Genomic DNA, 21,235 nt, shown 5'->3' on the forward strand with positions numbered 1-21,235 from the left:
TACAGATCGAAGAGTTTGAAGGAAAACCATGACGTTCAAGGCGCCGGACAGCCTCGCCGAGCAAATTGCTCACCACCTCGCCGAACGCATCATTCGCGGCGACCTCAAGCCCGGAGAGCGCATCCAGGAACAGAAGGTCACGTTGGCCCTCAATGTCAGCCGCGGCTCGGTTCGCGAAGCCTTGCTGATTCTCGAGCGCCGGCACCTGATCGCCATCTTGCCGCGTCGTGGTGCTCATGTGACCGAACTCACCGCACACAAGGTGCAGAGCCTGTGCACGCTGATGAGCGAGCTGTACATCCTGCTCGGTAATTCAGTGGCCAGTGGCTGGCAGGTTCAGGCCGACATGGCGCCGTTCCTGCAAATCCAGCAGCGCCTGAGCGCCAGTTACGAGCGTCAGGACATCCGCGCCTTTGTCGAAGACAGCTTCAGCGTGATGCGCGCGGCGTATCCATTCGCCAATAACCCGTACTTGCAGGAAACCGTCGAGAACCTGCAACCGGCCATGAGCCGTGCGTATTTTCTCGCCCTGGAACAGCGCAAGGCCGAGATGAGTGAGTTCCTCGAACTGTTCGAACGCTTGCTCGCGGCCGTGCTGGCGCGTGATCTGCCAGAGATTCGCGTCGTGCTCTCGGCTTATGCCCGGCGCAGTTGCGATCTGGTGCTGTCTGCCTTGCCGGTTGCCTGAGCGTGCGGCTCAAGTGCATCAAACTGGCGGGGTTCAAATCCTTCGTCGACCCGACCACGGTGAACTTCCCCAGTAACATGGCGGCGGTGGTCGGGCCCAACGGTTGCGGCAAGTCGAACATCATCGACGCCGTACGCTGGGTGATGGGCGAGAGCTCGGCCAAGAACTTGCGCGGCGAGTCGATGACCGACGTCATCTTCAACGGCTCTACCAGTCGCAAACCGGTGAGCCAGGCAAGCATCGAACTGGTTTTCGACAACTCCGACGGCACGTTGCTCGGTGAATACGCGGCTTACGCGGAGATTTCCATTCGCCGCAAAGTCACCCGCGACAGCCAGACCACGTATTACCTCAACGGCACCAAATGCCGTCGCCGCGATATCACCGACATTTTTCTCGGTACCGGCCTGGGCCCGCGCAGCTACTCGATCATCGAACAGGGGATGATCTCCAAGCTGATCGAATCCAAGCCCGAAGACCTGCGCAACTTCATCGAAGAAGCGGCGGGGATCTCCAAGTACAAGGAGCGCCGGCGCGAGACCGAAAACCGCATCCGTCGCACCCACGAAAACCTCGCGCGCCTGACCGACCTGCGTGATGAGCTGGAACGTCAGCTCGAACGCTTGCATCGTCAGGCCCAGGCGGCCGAGAAGTATCAGGAATACAAAGCCGAAGAGCGTCAGCTCAAGGCACAACTGTCGGCGCTACGCTGGCAGGAATTGAACGAACAGGTTGGTCAGCGCGAAGCAATCATTGGCAACCAGGAAATCAGTTTCGAAGCCCTGGTCGCTGAACAGCGCAATGCCGATGCGAGCATCGAGCGGCTGCGCGACGGTCATCACGACCTGTCTGAGCGCTTCAATCTGGTGCAGGGACGTTTCTATTCGGTCGGCGGCGACATCGCCCGGGTCGAGCAAAGCATCCAGCACGGCCAGCAGCGTTTGCGTCAGTTGCAGGATGACCTCAAGGAAGCCGAGCGTTCGCGCCTGGAAACCGAGTCGCACCTGGGTCATGACCGCACCTTGTTGGCGACTCTCGGCGAAGAGCTGGATATGCTCACGCCTGAGCAGGAAGTCACCAGCGCCGCCGCTGAAGAGGCCGCCGCCGCGCTGGAAGAATCCGAAACCACCATGCACGGCTGGCAGGAGCAGTGGGACAGTTTTAACCTGCGCTCGGCCGAGCCACGGCGTCAGGCTGAAGTCCAGCAGTCGCGCATCCAGCAGCTGGAAACCAGCATGGAACGCCTGGCCGAGCGCCAACGTCGCTTGGCCGAAGAGCGCGACCTGTTGTCGGCAGCCCCGGAAGACGCGGCGATTCTCGATCTGAGTGAACAGCTCGCCGCCAGTGAAGCGACCCTCGAAGATTTGCAGGCCAGCGAAGAAGCGCAGGTCGAGCGGCTTGAGCAATTGCGTCAGGAACTGCAACTGGCCCTGCAAAACCAGCAGCAGGCGCAGGGCGACTTGCAACGGCTCAACGGGCGCCTGGCCTCGCTGGAGGCGTTGCAGCAAGCGGCGCTCGATCCGGGCACCGGCGCCGCCGAGTGGTTGCGTGAACAGCATCTGGCCGAACGTCCGCGTCTGGCCGAAGGCTTGAAGGTTGAGGCGGGTTGGGAGCTGGCGGTGGAAACCGTGCTCGGTGCCGACCTGCAAGCCGTGCTGGTCGATGACTTCGCGGGCTTCGATCTGTCCGGTTTTGCCCAGGGCGATCTGCGCTTGCTCAGCGCGGCCAGCGATGGAGTACGGATCCCCGGCAGCCTGCTCGACAAGGTTGAGGCGCAGATCGATCTGTCGCCGTGGCTGGGGCAGGTCAAACCGGTGGACAGTCTTGAACAGGCGCTGTCGCTGCGTGGTCAATTGTCGGTCGGCGAAAGCCTGATCAGCCGTGATGGCTACTGGGTTGGGCGGCACTTTTTGCGGGTGCGCCGCGCCAGTGAGGCCGAGAGCGGCATGTTGGCGCGCGGGCAGGAAATCCAGCGTCTGGGGCTTGAGCGCGAAGAACGTGAAGCCACCGTCGAGACGCTGGAAACCACTTTGCAAAACCTGCGCGCCCAGCAGCGTCAGCAAGAGAATGGCCGCGAACACCTGCGCCGTTTGCTGCAGGACGAAGCGCGCCAGCAAGGCGAATTGAAAGCTCAACTGTCGGCCGGTAAAGCCAAGGCCGAGCAGCTGACATTACGCCGTACGCGGCTCGACGAAGAGCTCGGTGAATTGGCGGAGCAGCGTGCGCTGGAGCATGAACAGATTGGCGAGTCGCGCCTGCAATTGCAGGAAGCCCTCGACAGCATGGCGATCGACACCGAACAGCGCGAATTGCTGCTGGCTCAGCGCGACAGCTTGCGCGAACGCCTGGATCGGGTGCGGCAGGAGGCCCGTCAGCATAAAGACCATGCGCACCAATTGGCGGTGCGTCTGGGCTCGCTCAAGGCGCAACACGATTCAACCCGTCAGGCACTGGAACGGCTGGAATTGCAGTCCGAGCGCCTGACTGAAAAGCGCGAGCAGCTCAGTCTTAATCTGGAGGAGGGCGAAGCGCCGCTGGAAGAGTTGCGGCTCAAGCTTGAAGAGTTGCTCGACAAGCGCATGAGCGTCGACGAAGAACTCAGAACCGCACAGATCGCCCTGGAAGATGCCGACCGCGAATTGCGTGATGCCGAGAAACGCCGCAGCCAGGCCGAGCAGCAATCGCAGCTGATCCGTGGTCAACTTGAACAGCAGCGCATGGAATGGCAGGCCCTGACCGTGCGCCGCAAAACCTTGCAGGATCAATTGCTCGAAGACGGCTATGACCTGCAGGGGGTGCTCGCCACTCTGGTGGCTGAAGCGAACGAAAAAGACGCTGAAGAAGAGCTCGAGCGCATTGCTGCGCGAATTCAGCGACTGGGCGCGATCAACCTCGCGGCTATCGACGAGTACCAGCAGCAGTCCGAGCGCAAGCGTTATCTGGATGCTCAGGACGCTGACCTGGTGGAAGCGCTCGACACCCTGGAAAACGTCATTCGCAAGATCGACAAGGAAACCCGCAATCGCTTCAAAGATACCTTTGATCAGATTAACGGTGGATTGCAGGCTCTTTTTCCAAAAGTTTTCGGTGGAGGCAGCGCTTATTTGGAACTGACGGGCGAAGATCTACTCGATACAGGGGTGACGATCATGGCGCGTCCGCCCGGGAAGAAGAACAGCACCATCCATTTACTGTCAGGCGGTGAAAAAGCCCTGACGGCATTGGCACTGGTTTTTGCGATCTTCAAGCTGAACCCGGCGCCGTTTTGCATGCTCGACGAAGTTGACGCACCGCTGGATGACGCTAACGTTGGACGCTATGCCCGATTGGTGAAAGAGATGTCACAAACGGTGCAGTTCATCTATATCACCCACAACAAGATCGCCATGGAAATGGCCGACCAATTGATGGGGGTCACGATGCACGAGCCTGGTTGTTCGCGTCTGGTAGCCGTGGATGTCGAGGAGGCGATGGCGATGGTGGACGCCTGAGTCATGGCGCGTAGGCCAGATATTTGCGGGAATCAGGGATTTTTACCCGCAGAGAATGCTGGCTAATCGACATAATGGCTGAAGCCATTGTGACTGACGGTGTAAAGTTATCTTTGGTCGTGCTAGTTTAATGTCAATTTTTCGTATGCGTGGGCAAAACGCCATTCAGAACATAGAGTTGGCGCCACGTTTTAAAGCGGTTTACAGCTTGTAAACCCCTTATTTTTCAGCATTTTTTATAGAGGCACGGGATTACATGGAAATCGGTCTGCGCGAGTGGCTGATCGTCATCGGCATTATTGTCATTGCCGGTATTCTTTTTGATGGCTGGCGGCGCATGCGCGGCGGCAAGGGCAAGCTGAAGTTTCGCCTGGACCGAAGCCTGTCCAACCTGCCGGACGAGGACAGTGGTGCCGAACTGCTGGGCCCGCCACGCGTGCTGGATACCCATAAAGAACCGCAACTCGACGAGCATGACTTGCCGTCGGTGAGCATGCCTGCCCGTGAGCCGCGTGAGTCGGGCTCCAAGCGCAGCAAGCGGGGTGGCGAGCCATCCCAGGGCGACCTGAATTTGAATCTGGACCTGGATGGCGGCCCTAGCTTCAGCAGCCGTGATGATTTCCCGGACGAAACCAAATCGTTGAGCGCTGCAGTCAATAAAGAACAGCCGCAGGCAGAAGAAGTCCTGGTCATCAGCGTGATCTGCCGTGACCCGGGCGGATTCAAAGGCCCGGCCCTGTTGCAGAACATCCTGGAAAGCGGTCTGCGCTTTGGCGAGATGGATATCTTCCATCGTCACGAAAGCATGGCCGGCAACGGCGAAGTGCTGTTCTCCATGGCCAACGCGGTCAAGCCTGGCGTGTTCGATCTGGACGATATCGATCTGTTCAGCACCCCGGCTGTCAGCTTCTTCCTCGGCTTGCCAGGCCCGCGCCACCCGAAACAGGCCTTCGACGTGATGGTCGCCGCTGCCCGCAAACTGTCTCAGGAGCTCAATGGCGAACTGAAGGACGATCAGCGCAGCGTACTGACCGCTCAGACCATCGAGCACTACCGTCAACGTATCGTCGAGTTCGAGCGTCGCGCCCTGACCCAGAAGCGCTGAATCGAATGGTCAAGCTCTCTATGACTAGAGAGCTTCTTGTGGCGAGGGAGCAAGCTCCCTCGCCACAGAATCTGCGTCTTTACGCTATATCGTATTTTGAAGATTGAGCAGCCTCGGCTGCTCTTTTGCTTTATGAGAGAGCACCCATGACCGCCGTTGAAAAACGCATTCTAGAGCTGCGCGCTGAGCTGGATCAGCACAACTACCGTTACTACGTCCTCGACGAGCCGAGCATTCCGGACGCCGAATACGATCGGCTATTCCATGAGCTCAAGGCGTTGGAAACGGCAAATCCCGAGCTGGTCACTGTCGACTCGCCGACCCAGCGGGTTGGCGGTGCGGCGCTTGCAGCGTTCACTCAAGTGCGGCACGAAGTGCCGATGCTCAGTCTCGGTAACGCCTTCGAAGAAAACGACATGCGCGAGTTCGATCGCCGGGTCACCGAAGGTCTGGATTTGCCGGCCGGCGATTTGTTTGGCGCTGGCGCCGAGGTGGAGTACAGCTGCGAACCGAAGCTCGATGGCCTGGCAGTCAGCTTGCTGTATCAGGACGGCATGCTGGTGCGCGGCGCTACTCGCGGCGACGGCACCACCGGTGAAGACATCAGCGTCAACGTGCGCACGGTGCGCAACATTCCGCTCAAGCTGCAGGGCAGCGGCTGGCCGTCGACCCTGGAAGTGCGCGGCGAAGTGTATATGTCCAAGGCTGGTTTCGATCGCCTGAACGCCGCGCAACTGGAAGCCGGCGGCAAAACCTTCGCCAACCCACGCAACGCCGCAGCGGGCAGCTTGCGTCAGCTGGATTCGAAGATTACCGCCAGTCGCCCACTGGAGTTTTGCTGCTACGGTCTCGGCCAGGTCTCGGCCGAGATCGCCGACACGCACATTGGCAATCTGCAACAACTCAAACTATGGGGCTTGCCGGTCAGTCACGAGTTGAAACTGGCCAAGGGTATTGGTGAATGCCTGGATTACTACCGCGATATCGGCGAGCGCCGTAATGCGCTGCCTTATGAAATCGATGGTGTGGTGTTCAAGGTCAACAGCCTCGCCTCGCAGCGTGAGCTGGGCTTTCGTGCTCGCGAGCCGCGCTGGGCAATTGCCCACAAGTTTCCGGCGATGGAAGAGCTCACCGAGTTGCTCGACGTGGAGTTCCAGGTCGGCCGAACCGGTGCGGTCACTCCGGTTGCACGCTTGAAGCCAGTGAAAGTGGCGGGTGTGACCGTGTCCAACGCGACATTGCACAACATGGACGAAGTCGCGCGTCTGGGCTTGATGATCGGCGATACGGTGATCATTCGCCGCGCCGGTGACGTGATCCCGCAAGTGGTGCAAGTGGTTACCGAGCGTCGCCCGGAAAATGCCCGTCCCGTGCAGATTCCCAAGTGCTGCCCGGTCTGTGGTTCGCATGTCGAGCGCACGCAGTTGGTCAAGCGCAGCAAGGGTCGCGAAACGCTCAGCGAAGGGGCGGTATATCGTTGTGTCGGGCGTCTGGCCTGTGGGGCCCAGCTCAAACAGGCGATCATCCATTTCGTTTCGCGCCGGGCCATGGACATCGAGGGGCTGGGCGAGAAGAGCGTCGAGCAGTTGGTGGATGAAGGTCTGGTCAGTTCGCCGGCGGATTTGTACGCCTTGAGCTTCGAACAGATCGTCGACCTGGAAGGTTTCGCCGAGCTGTCGAGCAAGAACCTGCTCAGCGCGATTGCCGACAGTAAGAAACCGGGGTTGGCGCGCTTCATCTACGCCCTCGGAATTCCGGATGTCGGCGAAGAGACGGCCAAGGTCCTGGCGCGCTCGCTGGCATCGCTTGCGCGGATTCAGCAGGCATTGCCGCAAGTGCTGACGTACTTGCCGGATGTCGGGCTGGAAGTCGCCTACGAGATTCACAGCTTCTTCGAAGACGCGCACAACCGGAAGGTGATCGAAGAACTGCTCAAGCATGGCCTGGAGATTCAGGATCAGGGCGAATTGGGCGCCGAGTTTGCCGCCAGTACCACGCTGGGCGGGATGATCGACAAGCTGAACATTCCCTCGGTCGGACCAGGCGGGGCGCAGAAGTTGGCTGACAAGTTCGGTTCGCTGGAAGCGATCATCAGCGCCGACTGGCTGGACATGCGCCAGGCGCTGCCGGAGAAGCAGGCCAACGCCGTTCGGGAATTCTTCGCCATCGAGCAGAACCGTCGGTTGGCGCTGGATGCCGAACAGCAGTTGCGCGACTTTGGCATGCACTGGCAAAGCGAGAAAAAAGTCGTCGAAGGCTTGCCGCTGGCAGGCCAGACTTGGGTGCTCACCGGCTCTCTGGAGCTGATGAGTCGTGACGTCGCCAAGGACAAGCTCGAAAGCCTCGGCGCCAAGGTGGCGGGCTCGGTGTCGGCCAAGACTTACTGTGTAGTGGCGGGGCCTGGCGCCGGCTCCAAATTGGTCAAGGCCAATGAGCTGGGGTTGAGGGTGCTGGACGAAGAAGCGTTCGTGACGTTTTTGGCCGGGCACGGCATTACTGCCTGAAGTCGGCAAGGTCGCAGCCTTCGGCAGTTCCTGCGGGGCAATGTATGCATGTAGGAGCTGCCGCAGGCCGCGACCTTTTCAAGACCAACGCATGTCCTTGAACCGGTTCATATTTTTTAATCTGCGCGAACGGTTGTAACTTCGTCTCAGATAGGTACAATGGCGCGGCTCGCCGTCAGGTGAGCGTCGTTATGGTGACCCCATCGGTCCCCCCGCAACGATTACCCGTGAACCTGGTCAGATCCGGAAGGAAGCAGCCACAGCGGGAACATTGTGTGCCGGGGTGTGGCTGGTGGGGTCGCCACCTTAACGCCAAGCCTTCATTCGCAAGGCTTGTGATCCTCAAAAAAATCCAGAATTTTTATCTCATTGATCTTTCCTGGTCGATGCCTTGCTTCGTCCAAAATAACCTCGCCGTCATTCCGAAAGCGCAAACACCCGCAACCGATGCCCATCCGGATCGAGCGCCACGAAGGTGTAGCCGAAATCCAGTTCAATTGGCTCTTGGGCGATGCGCAGCCCTTGTGCGGTCCATGCGGTGTACAGCGTGTCGACCGTCTCTTTGTCGGCCACCGAGAATCCCAGTTCGCCGCCACCGCCCGCCGCTTCGGCTGCAGGTTCCACGGTGTGCCTGGACCACAACCCAAGTTTTACACCCGAATCAAGAATGAACAGCGCAAAGGTCGGTTGCAGTTCAACCGGTGGTTTGTCGAGCAGGCGGCTATAGAAGTTGGCGCTGGTGGCGGGGCTGTCGACGTACAGCAGCAGGTAATGTTGGGCGTTCATGGCGACTCCGATGTCGTTGGCGTTGATGGCTCAAGCCTAAACGGTCGGTCTGTCAGTTTCTGTCAGTAGTCGATAGCAAAAGAGCAGGCAGGTGTATCAATCCAATACACCTGTCTGCTCTTTTTTGTTTCTGGCTCTAGGCTCTGTACGAAAACTGCCTGCGCGTCGACCAAGCTGCGTTAAAAACAGGCTCGGAATGCTTATTTAGAGGCCTAAACTCCGCTTCCTCGCCTGTTTTTGCCTTGCCTGGTCGCCGCTCGGCGAATTTTCGTACAGACCCTACGGCTTGGACAAGGCCTGGTCTACCGCCGCGATCAGCTTTCCCAGATCCTTCGGGGTGGCTTTGTGTATGACACCGAACAAATACGCTCGCTGTTCGTCTTCGTCGCCAAGATCGGCAAAAAACGCTTTGAGCTTCACTCCCAGCACATCGGCAAGCATGAACAGGGCTTCCACGCTGGGGGTATAGGTGCCGGTTTCGAAGCGGCTGATGGTTTTGGGGTCAAAACCGGTTTTTTCACCGAGTTCAGCCTGAGTAAGCCCCGCCACCTTGCGATAGCGTCTTATGGCTGGACCCAAACTTGAAATTTGCATCGCTCAATTCCCATTTAGAATCAAGAACTTAACGATAGATTTTTGCATTAGACAACTGCATGATCCATCACCTTGCTTTGCAAAATGTGATGTATTTCGTAGAATCCCCGTTTCGTACAGGCATTTGGTGACCTGGCTTCATAAGTCCAGGCAATGTGAGACGGCCAGCATTGCGTTACCTCGCAGGGTGTGCAGAGACGCCGCCGACGACGCGAAATGCCGTTTCAATATTACCAGAGTCGGTGTTTTTGGCGTGCCTGTACGAGGCCTCTGAGCCTAGTTGATCTTCGTTTGTTCGGGGGCCATCAAATGCTGTTCATGGAGTTTTAACGTGCATCTGAATTTGCCGGCCCGCTCTTTTACAAGGATGTTGCCCTGGCAGCATCACGCGCTGCGACCCTCTGCGCAGTGCCGCATCCTTCAAAACATCTCTTCCGGGCGTTGTGCGCTGGTCGAGCGGTACAACCGCTAGCCACAGTGAGCCGGACTCATGGATGAGAAGTACCGCAGGGCCGTAGATGCAGCCGCCATTTTTTCCGAGACAGACCTGGCGGGGCGCATTACTTACGTCAACGATTTGTTTTGCGCAGTGTCTGGCTACAGTCGCGAGGAGTTGTTGGGGGCCAATCACCGCATCCTCAATTCAGGTCTGCATCCTGACGACTTCTTCACAACGATGTGGCGCACGGTTGCCCTGGGCAAAGTCTGGAAGGGCGAAATCTGCAACCGGTCCAAAGACGGTAGCCTGAATTGGGTCGACAGCACCATGGTGCCGGTGCTGGATGAGTCGACCGGACGGGTTCATCGGTATCTGTCGATTTGCTTCGATATCAGTGAAAAGCGGCAGTTGCTGCACTCACTGCAATGGCGGGTCGGCCATGATGTCCTGACCGGCCTGCCCAATCGGGCGTATCTCTCCGACTTGCTCGAGCAGGCCCTGGATTATTCCCGCGTCGAGAAGGTGCCGTTAGCGGTGTGCATGCTCGACCTTGACGGCTTCAAGGCGGTCAATGACGGCTATGGTCACGCCAGCGGCGACTTGTTGCTGGTCGAGGTGGCCAAGCGTCTGCGCACCATCGTTCGCGGCGAGGATGTGGTGGCGCGGCTGGCTGGGGACGAGTTCGTGCTGATCTTGCGGTTTGTACGCGATATGCCGGAATTGCGCGCGGCGCTGCATCGCGTGCTCGAGGCGATCTCTGCGCCGTACTCGATTCTGGGCAAGGACATCAATGTGTTTGCCAGCATCGGTGTCACGTTGTTCCCGGTCGATAGCGAAGATGCGGAAACCCTGCTGCGCCATGCCGATCAGGCAATGTACGTGGCCAAGCAGAGCGGGCGTAACCGTTTCCACCTGTTTGATGTGGTGCGCGACCAAGAGGTCAAGGCCACTCACCAGACGGTTGCGCGGGTGCGTCAGGCTTTGCTCAACGATGAGCTGCGCCTGCATTTTCAGCCCAAGGTCAATATGCGCTGCGGTGCGGTGGTTGGTTTCGAAGCGTTGCTGCGCTGGGAGCACCCGCAGGATGGCCTGGTGCCGCCCAGGGAGTTTCTGCCGTTTGTCGAGGAGACGGACCTGATCGTCGATATTGGCGAGTGGGTGATGGAGCAGGTTCTGGCGCAGTTGTCGCGATGGCAAAAGAACGGTCAACGCTGGCCGGTCAGCGTCAACATCGCTGCCCGGCATTTTCAGCGGGCGGACTTTTTTGATCGGCTCAAGACCGTGCTTGCACGGCACGCCTGGGTCGCGCCCCAGTTGCTTGACCTGGAGATTGTCGAGTCGGTGGCGATCGAGAATATTCAGCACGTCAGCACCTGCCTGCAGGCCTGCCAGGCGCTGGGCGTGAGGTTTTCCCTGGGAGATTTTGGCACGGGTTATTCGTCGCTGAGTTACCTCAAGCGCCTGCACACGCAAACCATCAAGATCGATAAGTCATTTGTGCGCGACATACTGCATGATCGCGATGATCTGGCGTTGACCACCGCAGTCATTGGTCTTGCCCGGGCGTTTGGGCGAGAGGTGATCGCCGAGGGCCTGGAAAGCATCGAGCATGGCGAGTTGCTGTTGCGCCTGGGCTGTGAGGTAGCGCAGGGCTATTTCATTGCGCGGCCGATGCCGGCCAGCGAGGTGCCGGGCTGGGTCGAGGCCTTCGTCGCACCAACCCGGTGGCAGACACTGGACCAGGCGGTCTGAGGCTTACTGGTCGGCCAGGGTCGGTTCGTTGGTTCCGGTGTAGAGCCTGATGATGTCGTCGACTTCCCCGGACATTTTCATCTTGAGCAGCGTTTGCAGAATCAACTGGACCGGCAGTCTTGGGTCGTTACGCACGTAGCAGCCGACGTTTTGCTCCTGCAACACCGCGACTGCCCGCAATGGCCGGTCGGGCAACAGTTGCAGGTTGACCCAGTCCAGGGCCCATTGATTGCTGACGGCGTAGTGATTACGGCCGGCCGCCAGTTTTTTCAGCACGAGTTCCTGGTTGCGTGCGTCGTCGCGCTTGAGTTGGCCGTTATCGAAGAGTGGTTGCAGGGTCGGGTAGCTGTAACCGAGTACGGTGCCGATCGGCTGCACAGGAAGGCTGGCAGGGATGACCGAGGCAGGAGAGCCTTGCGTGCTGACCAGCACGTCGCGTTGAAACCACAACGGAACGCTCCAGAGATAGTCTGCGGACTGATTTGGTAGCCAGGACTGCGCCGCGTAGCAGCGGATGTCGATTTCCCCGTGCTCCATGGCGCTCTGCACACGTGCGCGGGCCAGCACGTGAAACTCGGCCGGCAGTCCCAGTTGTGTGGCCAGGCTGAGCATCACGTCGTACAGAATGCCTTGGGTCGGTCGGCCATGATCGATTTGCACCATGGGCATCGCCCAGCTGTCGGTGATCGCAAAGCGCAAGGGTGCAGGCGCGCTGGTAGCGCTGACGCTGATCAACAACAAAGCCCCCAAGGCTGAACGCATAAATTCTCCAGCAAAAAGACCGGCAGGAGCCGATTAAAACGGATCCAAATACCAGCTTAGCCAGATTAGCCGAGCACACCGGATGCAATTTTGGCCTTGCTCCGCTAGCATTACCCGCTTCCGCTTCCCAGATGCGACGGTTTTCGATGAGTTATCAGGTTCTTGCACGTAAATGGCGTCCGCGCTCGTTCCGCGAAATGGTCGGCCAGACCCATGTGCTCAAGGCTCTGATCAATGCCTTGGACAGCCAGCGGCTGCACCACGCCTATCTTTTTACCGGCACCCGCGGTGTGGGCAAGACCACCATCGCGCGGATCATTGCCAAATGTCTGAACTGTGAGACAGGTATCACTTCGACGCCGTGTGGCGAGTGCTCGGTGTGCCGCGAAATCGATGAAGGGCGCTTTGTCGACCTGATCGAGATCGACGCCGCGAGCCGGACCAAGGTCGAGGACACCCGTGAGCTGCTCGATAACGTGCAGTACGCGCCGAGCCGTGGGCGCTTCAAGGTCTACCTGATCGACGAAGTGCACATGCTCTCCAGCCATTCCTTCAATGCGCTGTTGAAAACCCTCGAAGAGCCGCCGCCCTACGTCAAGTTCATCCTGGCGACCACCGATCCGCAGAAACTTCCTGCAACGATTCTGTCGCGGTGCCTGCAATTCTCGCTGAAAAACATGACGCCGGAGCGCGTGGTCGAGCATTTGACCCATGTGCTGAGCGTCGAGAATGTGCCGTTCGAAGACGATGCGCTGTGGCTGTTGGGCCGGGCTGCCGACGGTTCGATGCGCGATGCGATGAGCCTCACCGACCAGGCCATCGCCTTCGGTGAAGGCAAGGTCATGGCGGCCGACGTGCGGGCGATGCTCGGCACGCTCGATCATGGTCAGGTCTACGATGTCCTGCACGCGCTGCTCGATGGCGACGCCAAGGCGTTGCTCGAAGCGGTGCGGCATCTGGCCGAGCAGGGTCCGGACTGGAATGGCGTGCTGTCGGAAATTCTTAACGTGCTGCACCGTGTCGCGATTGCCCAGGCCTTGCCTGAAGGCGTCGATAACGGTCATGGCGACCGCGACCGGGTGTTGGCGCTGGCTCAGGCCTTGCCAGCCGAAGACGTGCAGTTCTATTACCAGATGGGCTTGATTGGTCGCCGCGATTTGCCGCTGGCGCCGGACCCGCGCGGCGGATTCGAAATGGTCTTGCTGCGAATGCTCGCGTTCCGCCCGGCAGACACTGCAGACGCGCCGAGGCAGCCGCTAAAGCCAGTGGGGATCAGCCAGGCCACAGTTGATTCCGCAAACTCAGTGGCTGGCGCACCGCGTGTTGCGCCGGTAATCGCGCCCGCACCCGTTACCGCTGCGCCTGCCGCGGCGCCGGTTCAACCGGTTGCCGAGGTGGTTGCACCAGCGCCGGCACCTGAGCCTGTTGCTCCGGTGGTCGTGCCTGCGCCGGTGGTCGAAGCGGTGGCTGAACCCGTGGCCATTGTCGAAGAAGTCGTCGACTTGCCCTGGAACGATCCGGTAGAGCCTGAGATCGTCCAGCAACCGGCTGTCGAGCCGGTGCTGGAGACGACTGCCGAGCAGCCTGACCTGACGCCAATGCCGACACCGACGCCGGACAGCGTTGTACCCGATGCGCCGGAATGGGCGGCAGCGCCGATTCCCGAGCCGTCGGTGGCTGACATCGACGCCGCCACGCCGGGAATGGACCAGGATGACGAGCCGCCGCTGGACGAGGACTACATCGAGCCGGACATGGATTCGGCCTATAGTTACCTCGATGAGCTGGCCAGTGAGCACGCCGCAGAACCTGCGCCGGCCCCCGAACCTGAACCGGCTGCGATGCCGGCCACAGGGTTGGCATTGCAATGGCTGGAGCTGTTCCCGAAATTGCCGATTTCCGGCATGACCGGCAGCATCGCCGCCAACTGCACGCTGATTGCCGTCGATGGTGACCACTGGTTGCTGCACCTGGACCCGGCCCACAGCGCGCTGTTCAACGCAACACAACAACGCCGGCTGAACGATGCGCTGAACCAATATCACCAGCGCACCCTGACGGTGAGCATCGAGCTGATCAAGCCTGAGCAGGAAACCCCGGCCCAGGCGGCTTCGCGTCGACGTGCCGACCGCCAGCGCGAGGCTGAGGATTCGATCCACGGCGATCCGTTCATCCAGCAAATGATGCAACAGTTCGGCGCGGTGATCCGTAACGATACTATTGAACCTGTCGAGGCTCTGGTCAGCCAGGGCTAATAACTGAAGGTGTTCGGCCCACTGGGCCGGGCGCTGTTTTGATCCAAGTACTTTTGAGGTGATTCCCATGATGAAAGGTGGCATGGCCGGCCTGATGAAGCAGGCGCAGCAGATGCAGGAAAAAATGGCCAAGATGCAGGAAGAGCTGGCCAACGCCGAAGTCACCGGTAAAGCCGGTGGCGATATGGTCACCGTGGTGATGACCGGTCGTCACGACGTCAAGCGCGTGACCATCGATCCAAGCCTGGTCGAAGGCCTGAGCGAGGACGACAAGGAGATGCTGGAGGCCGTGTTCGCCGCCGCCGTCAACGACGCCGTCCGCAAGATCGAAGCCAACAGCCAGGACAAAATGTCCGGCATGACCGCAGGCATGCAACTGCCGCCGGGCATGAAACTGCCATTCTGATTCGCTGACGCGTCGGATGGTCTACAAAAATGCCAGGCATCGCGCCTGGCATTTTTGTTTCTGTGACACAAAGTTCGTTTTTGTGGCGAGGGGGCTTGTCGGAACGCTGCACCGCCCCGTTCGGCTGCGAAGCAGCCGTAATTCAGGCAATCGTGTTCTTTCAGGAGCGTAGCATTGTCTGGATTGCGACCGCTTCGCGCTCGAACGGGGGCAAGCCCCCTCGCCACAGTGAAAGCAAAATCATTGCTGCAGATGAGCATTTGACGCTGGCCAGAGGCGCGGGTATAAACCGCGTCTTGTTGATATGTCGGACGTTTCCCCCATGAGCTTCAGCCCTTTGATTCGCCAACTGATCGACGCCTTGCGCACCTTGCCCGGTGTCGGTCAGAAAACCGCCCAGCGCATGGCGTTGCAACTGCTCGAGCGTGATCGCAGCGGCGGCTCGCGGCTGGCGCTGGCCCTGAGTCAGGCCATGGAAGGGGTCGGTCATTGCCGACTGTGCCGCACACTGACCGAAGACGATCTGTGCCCGCAATGCGCGGACCCTCGCCGCGACGACACCTTACTGTGCGTGGTCGAAGGGCCGATGGATGTCTACGCCGTGGAGCAGACCGGGTTTCGCGGTCGCTACTTCGTGCTCAAGGGGCATTTGTCGCCACTCGACGGTCTGGGGCCGGAAGCCATCGGCATTCCGCAATTGCTGGCGCGGATCGAAGAGGCGGGTACGTTCACTGAAGTCATCCTGGCCACCAACCCGACGGTTGAAGGTGAAGCGACAGCGCACTACATCGCCCAGTTGCTCAGCAATAAAGGCCTGATTGCTTCGCGCATCGCCCATGGTGTGCCGTTGGGTGGCGAGCTTGAACTGGTGGATGGCGGGACATTGGCCCATTCGTTTGCCGGGCGTAAGCCAATCGTGTTGTAACTGTGGTGTCTGGGTTGACGCCATCGCGGGCAAGCCTTGCTCCTACAGGATTTACGTCGTACCACGAACACGTGAACGACACGAACCTGTAGGAGCAAGGCTTGCCCGCGATGCAGGCGCCTCGGGTCAAAGGATTTACTCAACAACTATTGAAAACCAAGCAAGCGCTCGGTAAGTTCGCTGAACCTTCAGTGGAGCTCGCCGATGCCTGCCTTTCAGGAATACTTCGACCCTGGCCATCAGTTGGTCCGCGACAGCGTACGACGTTTCGTTGAACGCGAGATTCTTCCGGACATCGATCAGTGGGAGGAGGCCGAGGGCTTTCCTCGTGAGCTTTACCTCAAGGCCGGTGCAGCGGGCATTCTCGGGATTGGCTATCCCGAAGCGCTGGGTGGCAGCCACGAAGGTGATCTGTTCGCCAAGATCGCCGCCACTGAAGAACTGATGCGCTGTGGTTCTGGCGGGCTGGTGGCGGGGCTGGGCTCGCTGGACATCGGCCTGCCGCCAATCCTCAAATGGGCCAGGCCCGAGGTGCGCGAGCGAGTGGTGCCGCAAGTCCTTTGCGGCAAAAAAATCAGCGCGCTGGCGGTTACCGAGCCCAGCGGCGGCTCCGATGTGGCCAACCTGCAAACCCGCGCCGTGCGTGACGGGGATTATTACCGGGTCAGTGGCAGCAAAACCTTTATCACCAGCGGTGTTCGCGCGGATTTTTATACCATCGCGGTGCGCACCGGTGAGCCGGGATTTGGCGGCATCAGCCTGCTGCTGATCGAGAAGGGCATGCCAGGATTCACTGTCGGTCGTCAGCTGAAAAAAATGGGCTGGTGGGCGTCGGATACCGCCGAGCTGTTTTTCGATGATTGCCGTGTGCCGGTGGGCAACCTGATCGGCGTCGAGAACATGGGCTTTGCCTGCATCATGGGCAACTTTCAAAACGAGCGCCTGGCGTTGGCATTGATGGCCAACATGACTGCGCAACTGGCGCTGGAAGAAAGCCTGAAATGGGCCCGGCAGCGCGAAGCGTTCGGCAAGCCGATTGGCAGGTTTCAGGTGCTCAAGCATCGCTTGGCGGAGATGGCCACGGCGCTGGAAGTCTCCCGGGAGTTCACCTATCGCCAGGCCGCGAAAATGGCGGCGGGGCAGAGCGTGATCAAGGAAATATCCATGGCCAAGAATGTGGCCACCGACACGGCTGATCGCATCACCAGCGACGCGGTGCAGATCCTCGGTGGGTTGGGCTACATGCGTGAAAGTCTGGTGGAGCGGCTGTACCGCGACAGCCGGATCCTGTCCATTGGCGGCGGTACGCGTGAAGTGATGAACGAGATCATCAGTAAGCAGATGGGGCTTTGATCTGGTCTGAGCGGCTCGGTGTGGCGGCGCCCCCATCGCGGGCAAGCCTTGTTCCTACAGGAGACGGTGCTTTTCGTAGGAGCAAGGCTTGCCCGCGAGGGCGTTGGTGACGACGCCGACTTACCTTTCGTTCAGCGAAAACTGTGTCAGGCAGAACGTCGGGATGCCCATGTCTTCCAGGCGCTGGGAGCCGCCCAGTTCCGGCAGGTCGATAATTGCCGCGGCTTCGAAAACCCGCGCGCCCATGCGCCGAATCAGGTTGGCCGCAGCGATCAGCGTACCGCCAGTGGCGATCAGGTCATCGAAGATCAGCACCGAGTCGCCTTCGCAGAGGCTGTCGGCGTGAACTTCAAGAAAAGCTTCGCCGTACTCGGTCTGATACCCCTCGGACAGTACGTCAGCCGGCAGTTTGCCTTGCTTGCGAAACAGCACCAGTGGCTTGTTCAACTGATAGGCGAGGATCGAGCCGATCAGGAAGCCGCGCGCATCCATGGCGCCGATGTGCGTGAAGTCAGCCTCGACATAGCGGTGCGCAAAGCTGTCCATCACCAGACGCAGGGCCTTCGGGGACTGGAACAGCGGGGTGATGTCGCGAAAGATCACGCCCGGCTTTGGAAAATCGATCACGGGGCGGATCAGGGATTTGATGTCGAAGGAGTCGATGACCATCGTCGAGGTGTCCTGGCAGGCTACAAACGGCGAAGTATAACTGCGGCCGGGCGGGTTCGCTCAGCCGCAATCGCAACGTCAGCCTTCGACCGAGCCACCGGCCAGTGCACACAGCTGGATCGGGTCGAGGATGTGCACTTCCTTGCCTTCGGCGGCAATCAGCTCGTTCTGCTGGAAGCGCGTGAACACCCGGGACACGGTTTCCACGGCGAGGCCCAGGTAGTTACCGATTTCGTTGCGCGACATGCTCAGGCGGAACTGGTTGGCAGAGAATCCGCGTGCGCGGAAGCGTGCCGACAGGTTGACCAGGAACGTGGCGATACGCTCGTCAGCGGTCTTTTTCGAGAGCAGAAGCATCATTTGCTGGTCGTCACGAATCTCGCGGCTCATCACGCGCATCAATTGGCGGCGCAACTGTGGCAGTTGCAGGGCCAGTTCATCGAGACGTTCGAAGGGGATTTCGCATACCGAGGTGGTTTCCAGTGCCTGGGCCGAAACCGGGTGGCTCTCGGTGTCCATGCCCGACAAGCCGACCAGTTCACTCGGCAGGTGGAAGCCGGTGATCTGTTCTTCGCCGCCATCGCTCAGGCTGAAGGTTTTCAACGCGCCAGAGCGTACTGCAAAAACGGAATCGAACTGATCGCTCTGACGGAACAGAAACTCGCCTTTTTTCAGCGGGCGACCACGTTTGACGATATCGTCCAGCGCATCCATGTCTTCCAGATTCAGAGAAAGTGGCAGGCAGAGGGGTGCCAGGCTGCAATCCTTGCAATGTGCCTGGCTGTGAGCGCGCAGTTTAACTGGCTCGGACATTTCTTAGATCCTTGTGGGAAAACACACATAAGACGTAAGGGTAACCCACGCAATGACATCGAAGCCAGCCTATGGTGTCTTAAATTACCCGAGAGAAACGTTGGCGATTCTGTTGTTCCAGATAGGCATCGAAGACCATGCACACCGAACGGACCAGTAACCTTCCGGCCGGCAGGACCACGATTTTTTCGCTGTCGAGTTCGATCAGGCCATCCTCGGCCATGGCCTGCAACTGCGGCCAGAGCTCGCTGAAGTAGCCGCGAAAATCAATGTTGAAAGCCTGCTCGATCTGGGCGAATGCCAGACTGAATGTGCAGATCAATTGCTGAATCACTGCCCGCCGCAGACGGTCGTCCTGGTTGCACAGCAAACCACGACTGGTGCCCGGTTGCGCGCTGGCCAGAGTGTTTTGGTACTGATTCAGGTCGCTGCTGTTCTGGCAGTACAAATCGCCGATCTGGCTGATGGCCGACACGCCAAGACCGATCAGGTCGCAATGACCGTGGGTGGTGTAACCCTGGAAGTTGCGTTGTAGCGTCGACTCTTCCTGAGCGATGGCCAGTTCATCATCCGGCAGGGCGAAATGGTCCATGCCGATGTAGCGATAACCGGCGGCGGTCAGTTGCTCGATGGTGCGCTGAAGCATGTTCAGTTTTTCGGCGGCTGCCGGCAGGTCGCTGCTGTTGATTCGCCGCTGTGGCATGAAACGTTCGGGCAGGTGCGCGTAGTTGAACACCGAGAGCCGATCCGGTTGCAGGTTGATGACTTCGTCCACGGTGCGGGCGAAGCTCTCGGCGGTTTGCTTGGGCAGGCCGTAGATCAGGTCGATGTTGATCGAGCGAAACTGCAGGGTCCGCGCCGCCTCGATCACTGCACGGGTTTCCTCCAGGCTTTGCAGGCGGTTGACCGCACGCTGTACGGCCGGGTCAAGGTCTTGCAGGCCGATGCTGACCCGGTTGAAACCCAACTCGCGCAGCAGGCCCATGGTTGACCAGTCGGCTTCCCGTGGGTCGATCTCGATGCCGTAATCGCCAGAGTCATCGTCCAGCAGGTTGAAATGCTTGCGCAGTTGCGCCATCAACTGGCGCAGTTCGTCGTGGCTGAGAAAGGTCGGGGTGCCGCCGCCGAAATGCAGTTGCTCGACTTTCTGGTTCGGGTCCAGGTGACAGGCGATCAGCTGGATTTCCTGTTCCAGGCGCTGCAGGTAGGGCAGGGCGCGGCCACGGTCCTTGGTGATGACTTTGTTACAGGCGCAGTAGTAGCAGATGTTTGCGCAGAACGGCACGTGCACATATAGCGACAGTGGGCGCAGGGCCTTGCGGCTTTCGCGCAGGGCATGGAACAGATCGAAAGTACCGACCTGGCTGTTGAATTGCACCGCGGTCGGATACGAGGTGTAGCGTGGTCCCGCCAGGTCGTAACGGCGGATCAGATCTGTGTCCCAACGAATGGCGTCGAGCATGCGGGCATTCCCCCGGATAGGCTGGCAGTGGTGGCGAGTCTAGGGGGTGCGACGTTGGGGCATCTTGATTTGCATCAAGGGTAACCGGAAGTGGTGCGGCCCTTTGTAGCAGCTGCCGCAGGCGGCGTTCGAGGACGTAGTCCTCGCAAATGCGATGGATGCGGTTTCACTGAGACAGCGAGGTGGAGGTTTTACTTGTGGCGAGGGGGCTTGCCCCCGTTCGGCTGCGCAGCAGTCGTAAGATCATAGGCAGGATACGATTGCAGATTTTGGGGCCGCTTCGCAGCCCAGCGGGGGCAAGCCCCCTCGCCACAGTTTTAGTGCCCCATGAGCCAATGCTGATGCGGTCCCGGCAAGGTCCAGATACCAAACAGGATCACCAACAAACCACCGGTCATGCGCACGCTACGTTTGCGCAGTAACGCCGTGACCCGTTCGGCCGCAAGGCCAGTGGCCAACAAAACCGGCCAGGTGCCAAGGCCAAACGCGAGCATCAACAACGCGCTGTCGATGGCATTGCCCTGGCTGGCAGACCACAACAGCGTGCTGTAGACCAAACCGCACGGCAGCCAGCCCCAGAGTGCGCCGAGCAGCAACGCACGCGGCAGGCTCGACACCGGCAACAAACGGTTGGCAACGGGTTGTATGTAGCGCCACAGGCCACGTCCCAGGCTTTCGATGCGGGTCAGGCCGCTCCACCAGCCGGCCAGGTACAGGCCCATGGCGATCAGCAGCAAGCCGGCGAGGATCCGCATGAACATCGCCGCCGGGCTGTTGGCCACCGCCCATCCCGCCAGGCCGATCAGCAGGCCGGCAGTGGCGTAACTGAGAATCCGCCCGAGGTTGTACGCCAGCAACAGGCGAAAGCGCCGGCTGCGCTGTTCCTTGGGAATCGCCAGGGTCAGCGCGCCCATCAACCCGCCACACATGCCCAGGCAATGCCCGCCGCCGAGCAGGCCAAGGATCACCGCAGAAACCAGCATTGGCGCCAACTCAAGCATGAGGCGGGGCCTTGTCGTTCGGCTTGGCCGGATCGGTCGGCGAGTGACCGCTGGCTTCGTCGACTGCCGCTTGATGGCTCGGGTCCTGGTCGTCGAACAGGATGCTGTGGGCCGGACCGTCGAGGTCGTCGTACTGACCGCTGTCGACCGCCCAGAAGAAAATGTAAATGGCGATGGCGACGATCAGCAGCGCTGCCGGGATCATCACATAAAGAGCTGGCATCTGGACT

The 21,235-nt window shown here is 59.8% G+C and carries 17 protein-coding genes and 1 other RNA gene; 10 read left to right on the forward strand and 8 right to left on the reverse strand.

Annotation, left to right across the window (positions count from 1 at the left end; genetic code table 11):
* Positions 1-28: 28 nt before the first annotated feature.
* The 5 genes from AC1RJ3_RS23790 to ffs all read left to right on the forward strand — a co-directional run bounded on the left by AC1RJ3_RS23790 (position 29) and on the right by ffs (position 8,086).
* Positions 29-688 (forward strand): GntR family transcriptional regulator, encoded by a 660-nt coding sequence (locus AC1RJ3_RS23790; protein WP_216744939.1) that lies wholly within the window; start codon positions 29-31, stop codon positions 686-688.
* A 2-nt stretch (positions 689-690) separates the two neighbouring features.
* The gene (gene smc, locus AC1RJ3_RS23795) at positions 691-4,179 is read left to right on the forward strand and encodes a chromosome segregation protein SMC (RefSeq protein WP_493080833.1); all 3,489 of its coding nucleotides are present in this window, start codon (positions 691-693) and stop codon (positions 4,177-4,179) included.
* A 256-nt stretch (positions 4,180-4,435) separates the two neighbouring features.
* Entirely contained in the window at positions 4,436-5,284 is an 849-nt protein-coding gene (zipA, locus tag AC1RJ3_RS23800; RefSeq protein ID WP_493080835.1) for a cell division protein ZipA, read from the forward strand.
* Positions 5,285-5,430: 146 nt separating this feature from the next.
* Positions 5,431-7,788 (forward strand): NAD-dependent DNA ligase LigA, encoded by a 2,358-nt coding sequence (ligA, locus tag AC1RJ3_RS23805; RefSeq protein WP_493080837.1) that lies wholly within the window; start codon positions 5,431-5,433, stop codon positions 7,786-7,788.
* Positions 7,789-7,989: 201 nt separating this feature from the next.
* Positions 7,990-8,086, forward strand: an RNA gene (gene ffs / locus AC1RJ3_RS23810) — signal recognition particle sRNA small type.
* Positions 8,087-8,205: 119 nt separating this feature from the next.
* On the opposite strand, the gene AC1RJ3_RS23815 is transcribed toward ffs, so the two are convergent.
* Positions 8,206-8,574: a VOC family protein gene (locus tag AC1RJ3_RS23815; protein WP_493080839.1), complete on the reverse strand. Its 369-nt coding sequence runs from the start codon at positions 8,572-8,574 to the stop codon at positions 8,206-8,208.
* A 279-nt stretch (positions 8,575-8,853) separates the two neighbouring features.
* On the reverse strand, positions 8,854-9,168 hold the full coding sequence (locus AC1RJ3_RS23820) for a helix-turn-helix domain-containing protein (RefSeq protein ID WP_054593225.1): 315 nt from the start codon (positions 9,166-9,168) through the stop codon (positions 8,854-8,856).
* A 490-nt stretch (positions 9,169-9,658) separates the two neighbouring features.
* Between AC1RJ3_RS23820 and AC1RJ3_RS23825 the strand changes: the two genes are divergently transcribed.
* Positions 9,659-11,359: a putative bifunctional diguanylate cyclase/phosphodiesterase gene (locus AC1RJ3_RS23825; RefSeq protein WP_347929435.1), complete on the forward strand. Its 1,701-nt coding sequence runs from the start codon at positions 9,659-9,661 to the stop codon at positions 11,357-11,359.
* A gap of 3 nt (positions 11,360-11,362) precedes the next feature.
* Here AC1RJ3_RS23825 and AC1RJ3_RS23830 read toward each other — a convergent pair whose 3' ends face one another.
* Positions 11,363-12,121, reverse strand: a complete 759-nt coding sequence (locus AC1RJ3_RS23830) for a substrate-binding periplasmic protein (RefSeq protein ID WP_493080842.1) — start codon at positions 12,119-12,121, stop codon at positions 11,363-11,365.
* Between the two features lie 146 nt (positions 12,122-12,267).
* Here AC1RJ3_RS23830 and dnaX point away from each other — a divergent pair, with 146 nt between their 5' ends.
* From dnaX to AC1RJ3_RS23850, 4 genes are all read left to right on the forward strand, one after another.
* Positions 12,268-14,376, forward strand: a complete 2,109-nt coding sequence (gene dnaX, locus AC1RJ3_RS23835; RefSeq protein ID WP_493080844.1) for a DNA polymerase III subunit gamma/tau — start codon at positions 12,268-12,270, stop codon at positions 14,374-14,376.
* 67 nt (positions 14,377-14,443) lie between these two features.
* A complete protein-coding gene (locus tag AC1RJ3_RS23840; RefSeq protein WP_008028561.1) occupies positions 14,444-14,782 on the forward strand; it encodes a YbaB/EbfC family nucleoid-associated protein in 339 nt (112 codons plus the stop codon).
* Positions 14,783-15,104: 322 nt separating this feature from the next.
* Positions 15,105-15,707 carry a recombination mediator RecR gene (gene recR / locus AC1RJ3_RS23845; RefSeq protein ID WP_054593221.1) on the forward strand — a complete coding sequence of 201 codons (603 nt, stop codon included), beginning with the start codon at positions 15,105-15,107 and terminating at the stop codon, positions 15,705-15,707.
* A gap of 204 nt (positions 15,708-15,911) precedes the next feature.
* Complete coding sequence (locus AC1RJ3_RS23850; RefSeq protein ID WP_493080846.1) at positions 15,912-17,060, forward strand: acyl-CoA dehydrogenase family protein; 1,149 nt, start codon at positions 15,912-15,914, stop codon at positions 17,058-17,060.
* A 120-nt stretch (positions 17,061-17,180) separates the two neighbouring features.
* Here AC1RJ3_RS23850 and AC1RJ3_RS23855 read toward each other — a convergent pair whose 3' ends face one another.
* The 5 genes from AC1RJ3_RS23855 to ccoS all read right to left on the reverse strand — a co-directional run bounded on the left by AC1RJ3_RS23855 (position 17,181) and on the right by ccoS (position 21,228).
* Positions 17,181-17,729 (reverse strand): adenine phosphoribosyltransferase, encoded by a 549-nt coding sequence (locus tag AC1RJ3_RS23855; RefSeq protein ID WP_054593219.1) that lies wholly within the window; start codon positions 17,727-17,729, stop codon positions 17,181-17,183.
* Positions 17,730-17,807: 78 nt separating this feature from the next.
* Positions 17,808-18,542, reverse strand: a complete 735-nt coding sequence (fnr, locus tag AC1RJ3_RS23860) for a fumarate/nitrate reduction transcriptional regulator Fnr (RefSeq protein ID WP_054593218.1) — start codon at positions 18,540-18,542, stop codon at positions 17,808-17,810.
* A gap of 79 nt (positions 18,543-18,621) precedes the next feature.
* Positions 18,622-20,004 carry an oxygen-independent coproporphyrinogen III oxidase gene (hemN, locus tag AC1RJ3_RS23865; RefSeq protein WP_347929439.1) on the reverse strand — a complete coding sequence of 461 codons (1,383 nt, stop codon included), beginning with the start codon at positions 20,002-20,004 and terminating at the stop codon, positions 18,622-18,624.
* Positions 20,005-20,321: 317 nt separating this feature from the next.
* Positions 20,322-21,005 carry a sulfite exporter TauE/SafE family protein gene (locus tag AC1RJ3_RS23870; RefSeq protein WP_493080849.1) on the reverse strand — a complete coding sequence of 228 codons (684 nt, stop codon included), beginning with the start codon at positions 21,003-21,005 and terminating at the stop codon, positions 20,322-20,324.
* Positions 20,998-21,228, reverse strand: coding sequence for a cbb3-type cytochrome oxidase assembly protein CcoS (gene ccoS, locus AC1RJ3_RS23875; RefSeq protein ID WP_347929440.1), 231 nt, complete (start codon positions 21,226-21,228; stop codon positions 20,998-21,000). Before ccoS ends, AC1RJ3_RS23870 begins: the two co-directional genes overlap by 8 nt.
* Positions 21,229-21,235: the final 7 nt, after the last annotated feature.

The organism is Pseudomonas sp. GW822-FHT04C11, from assembly GCF_058800905.1.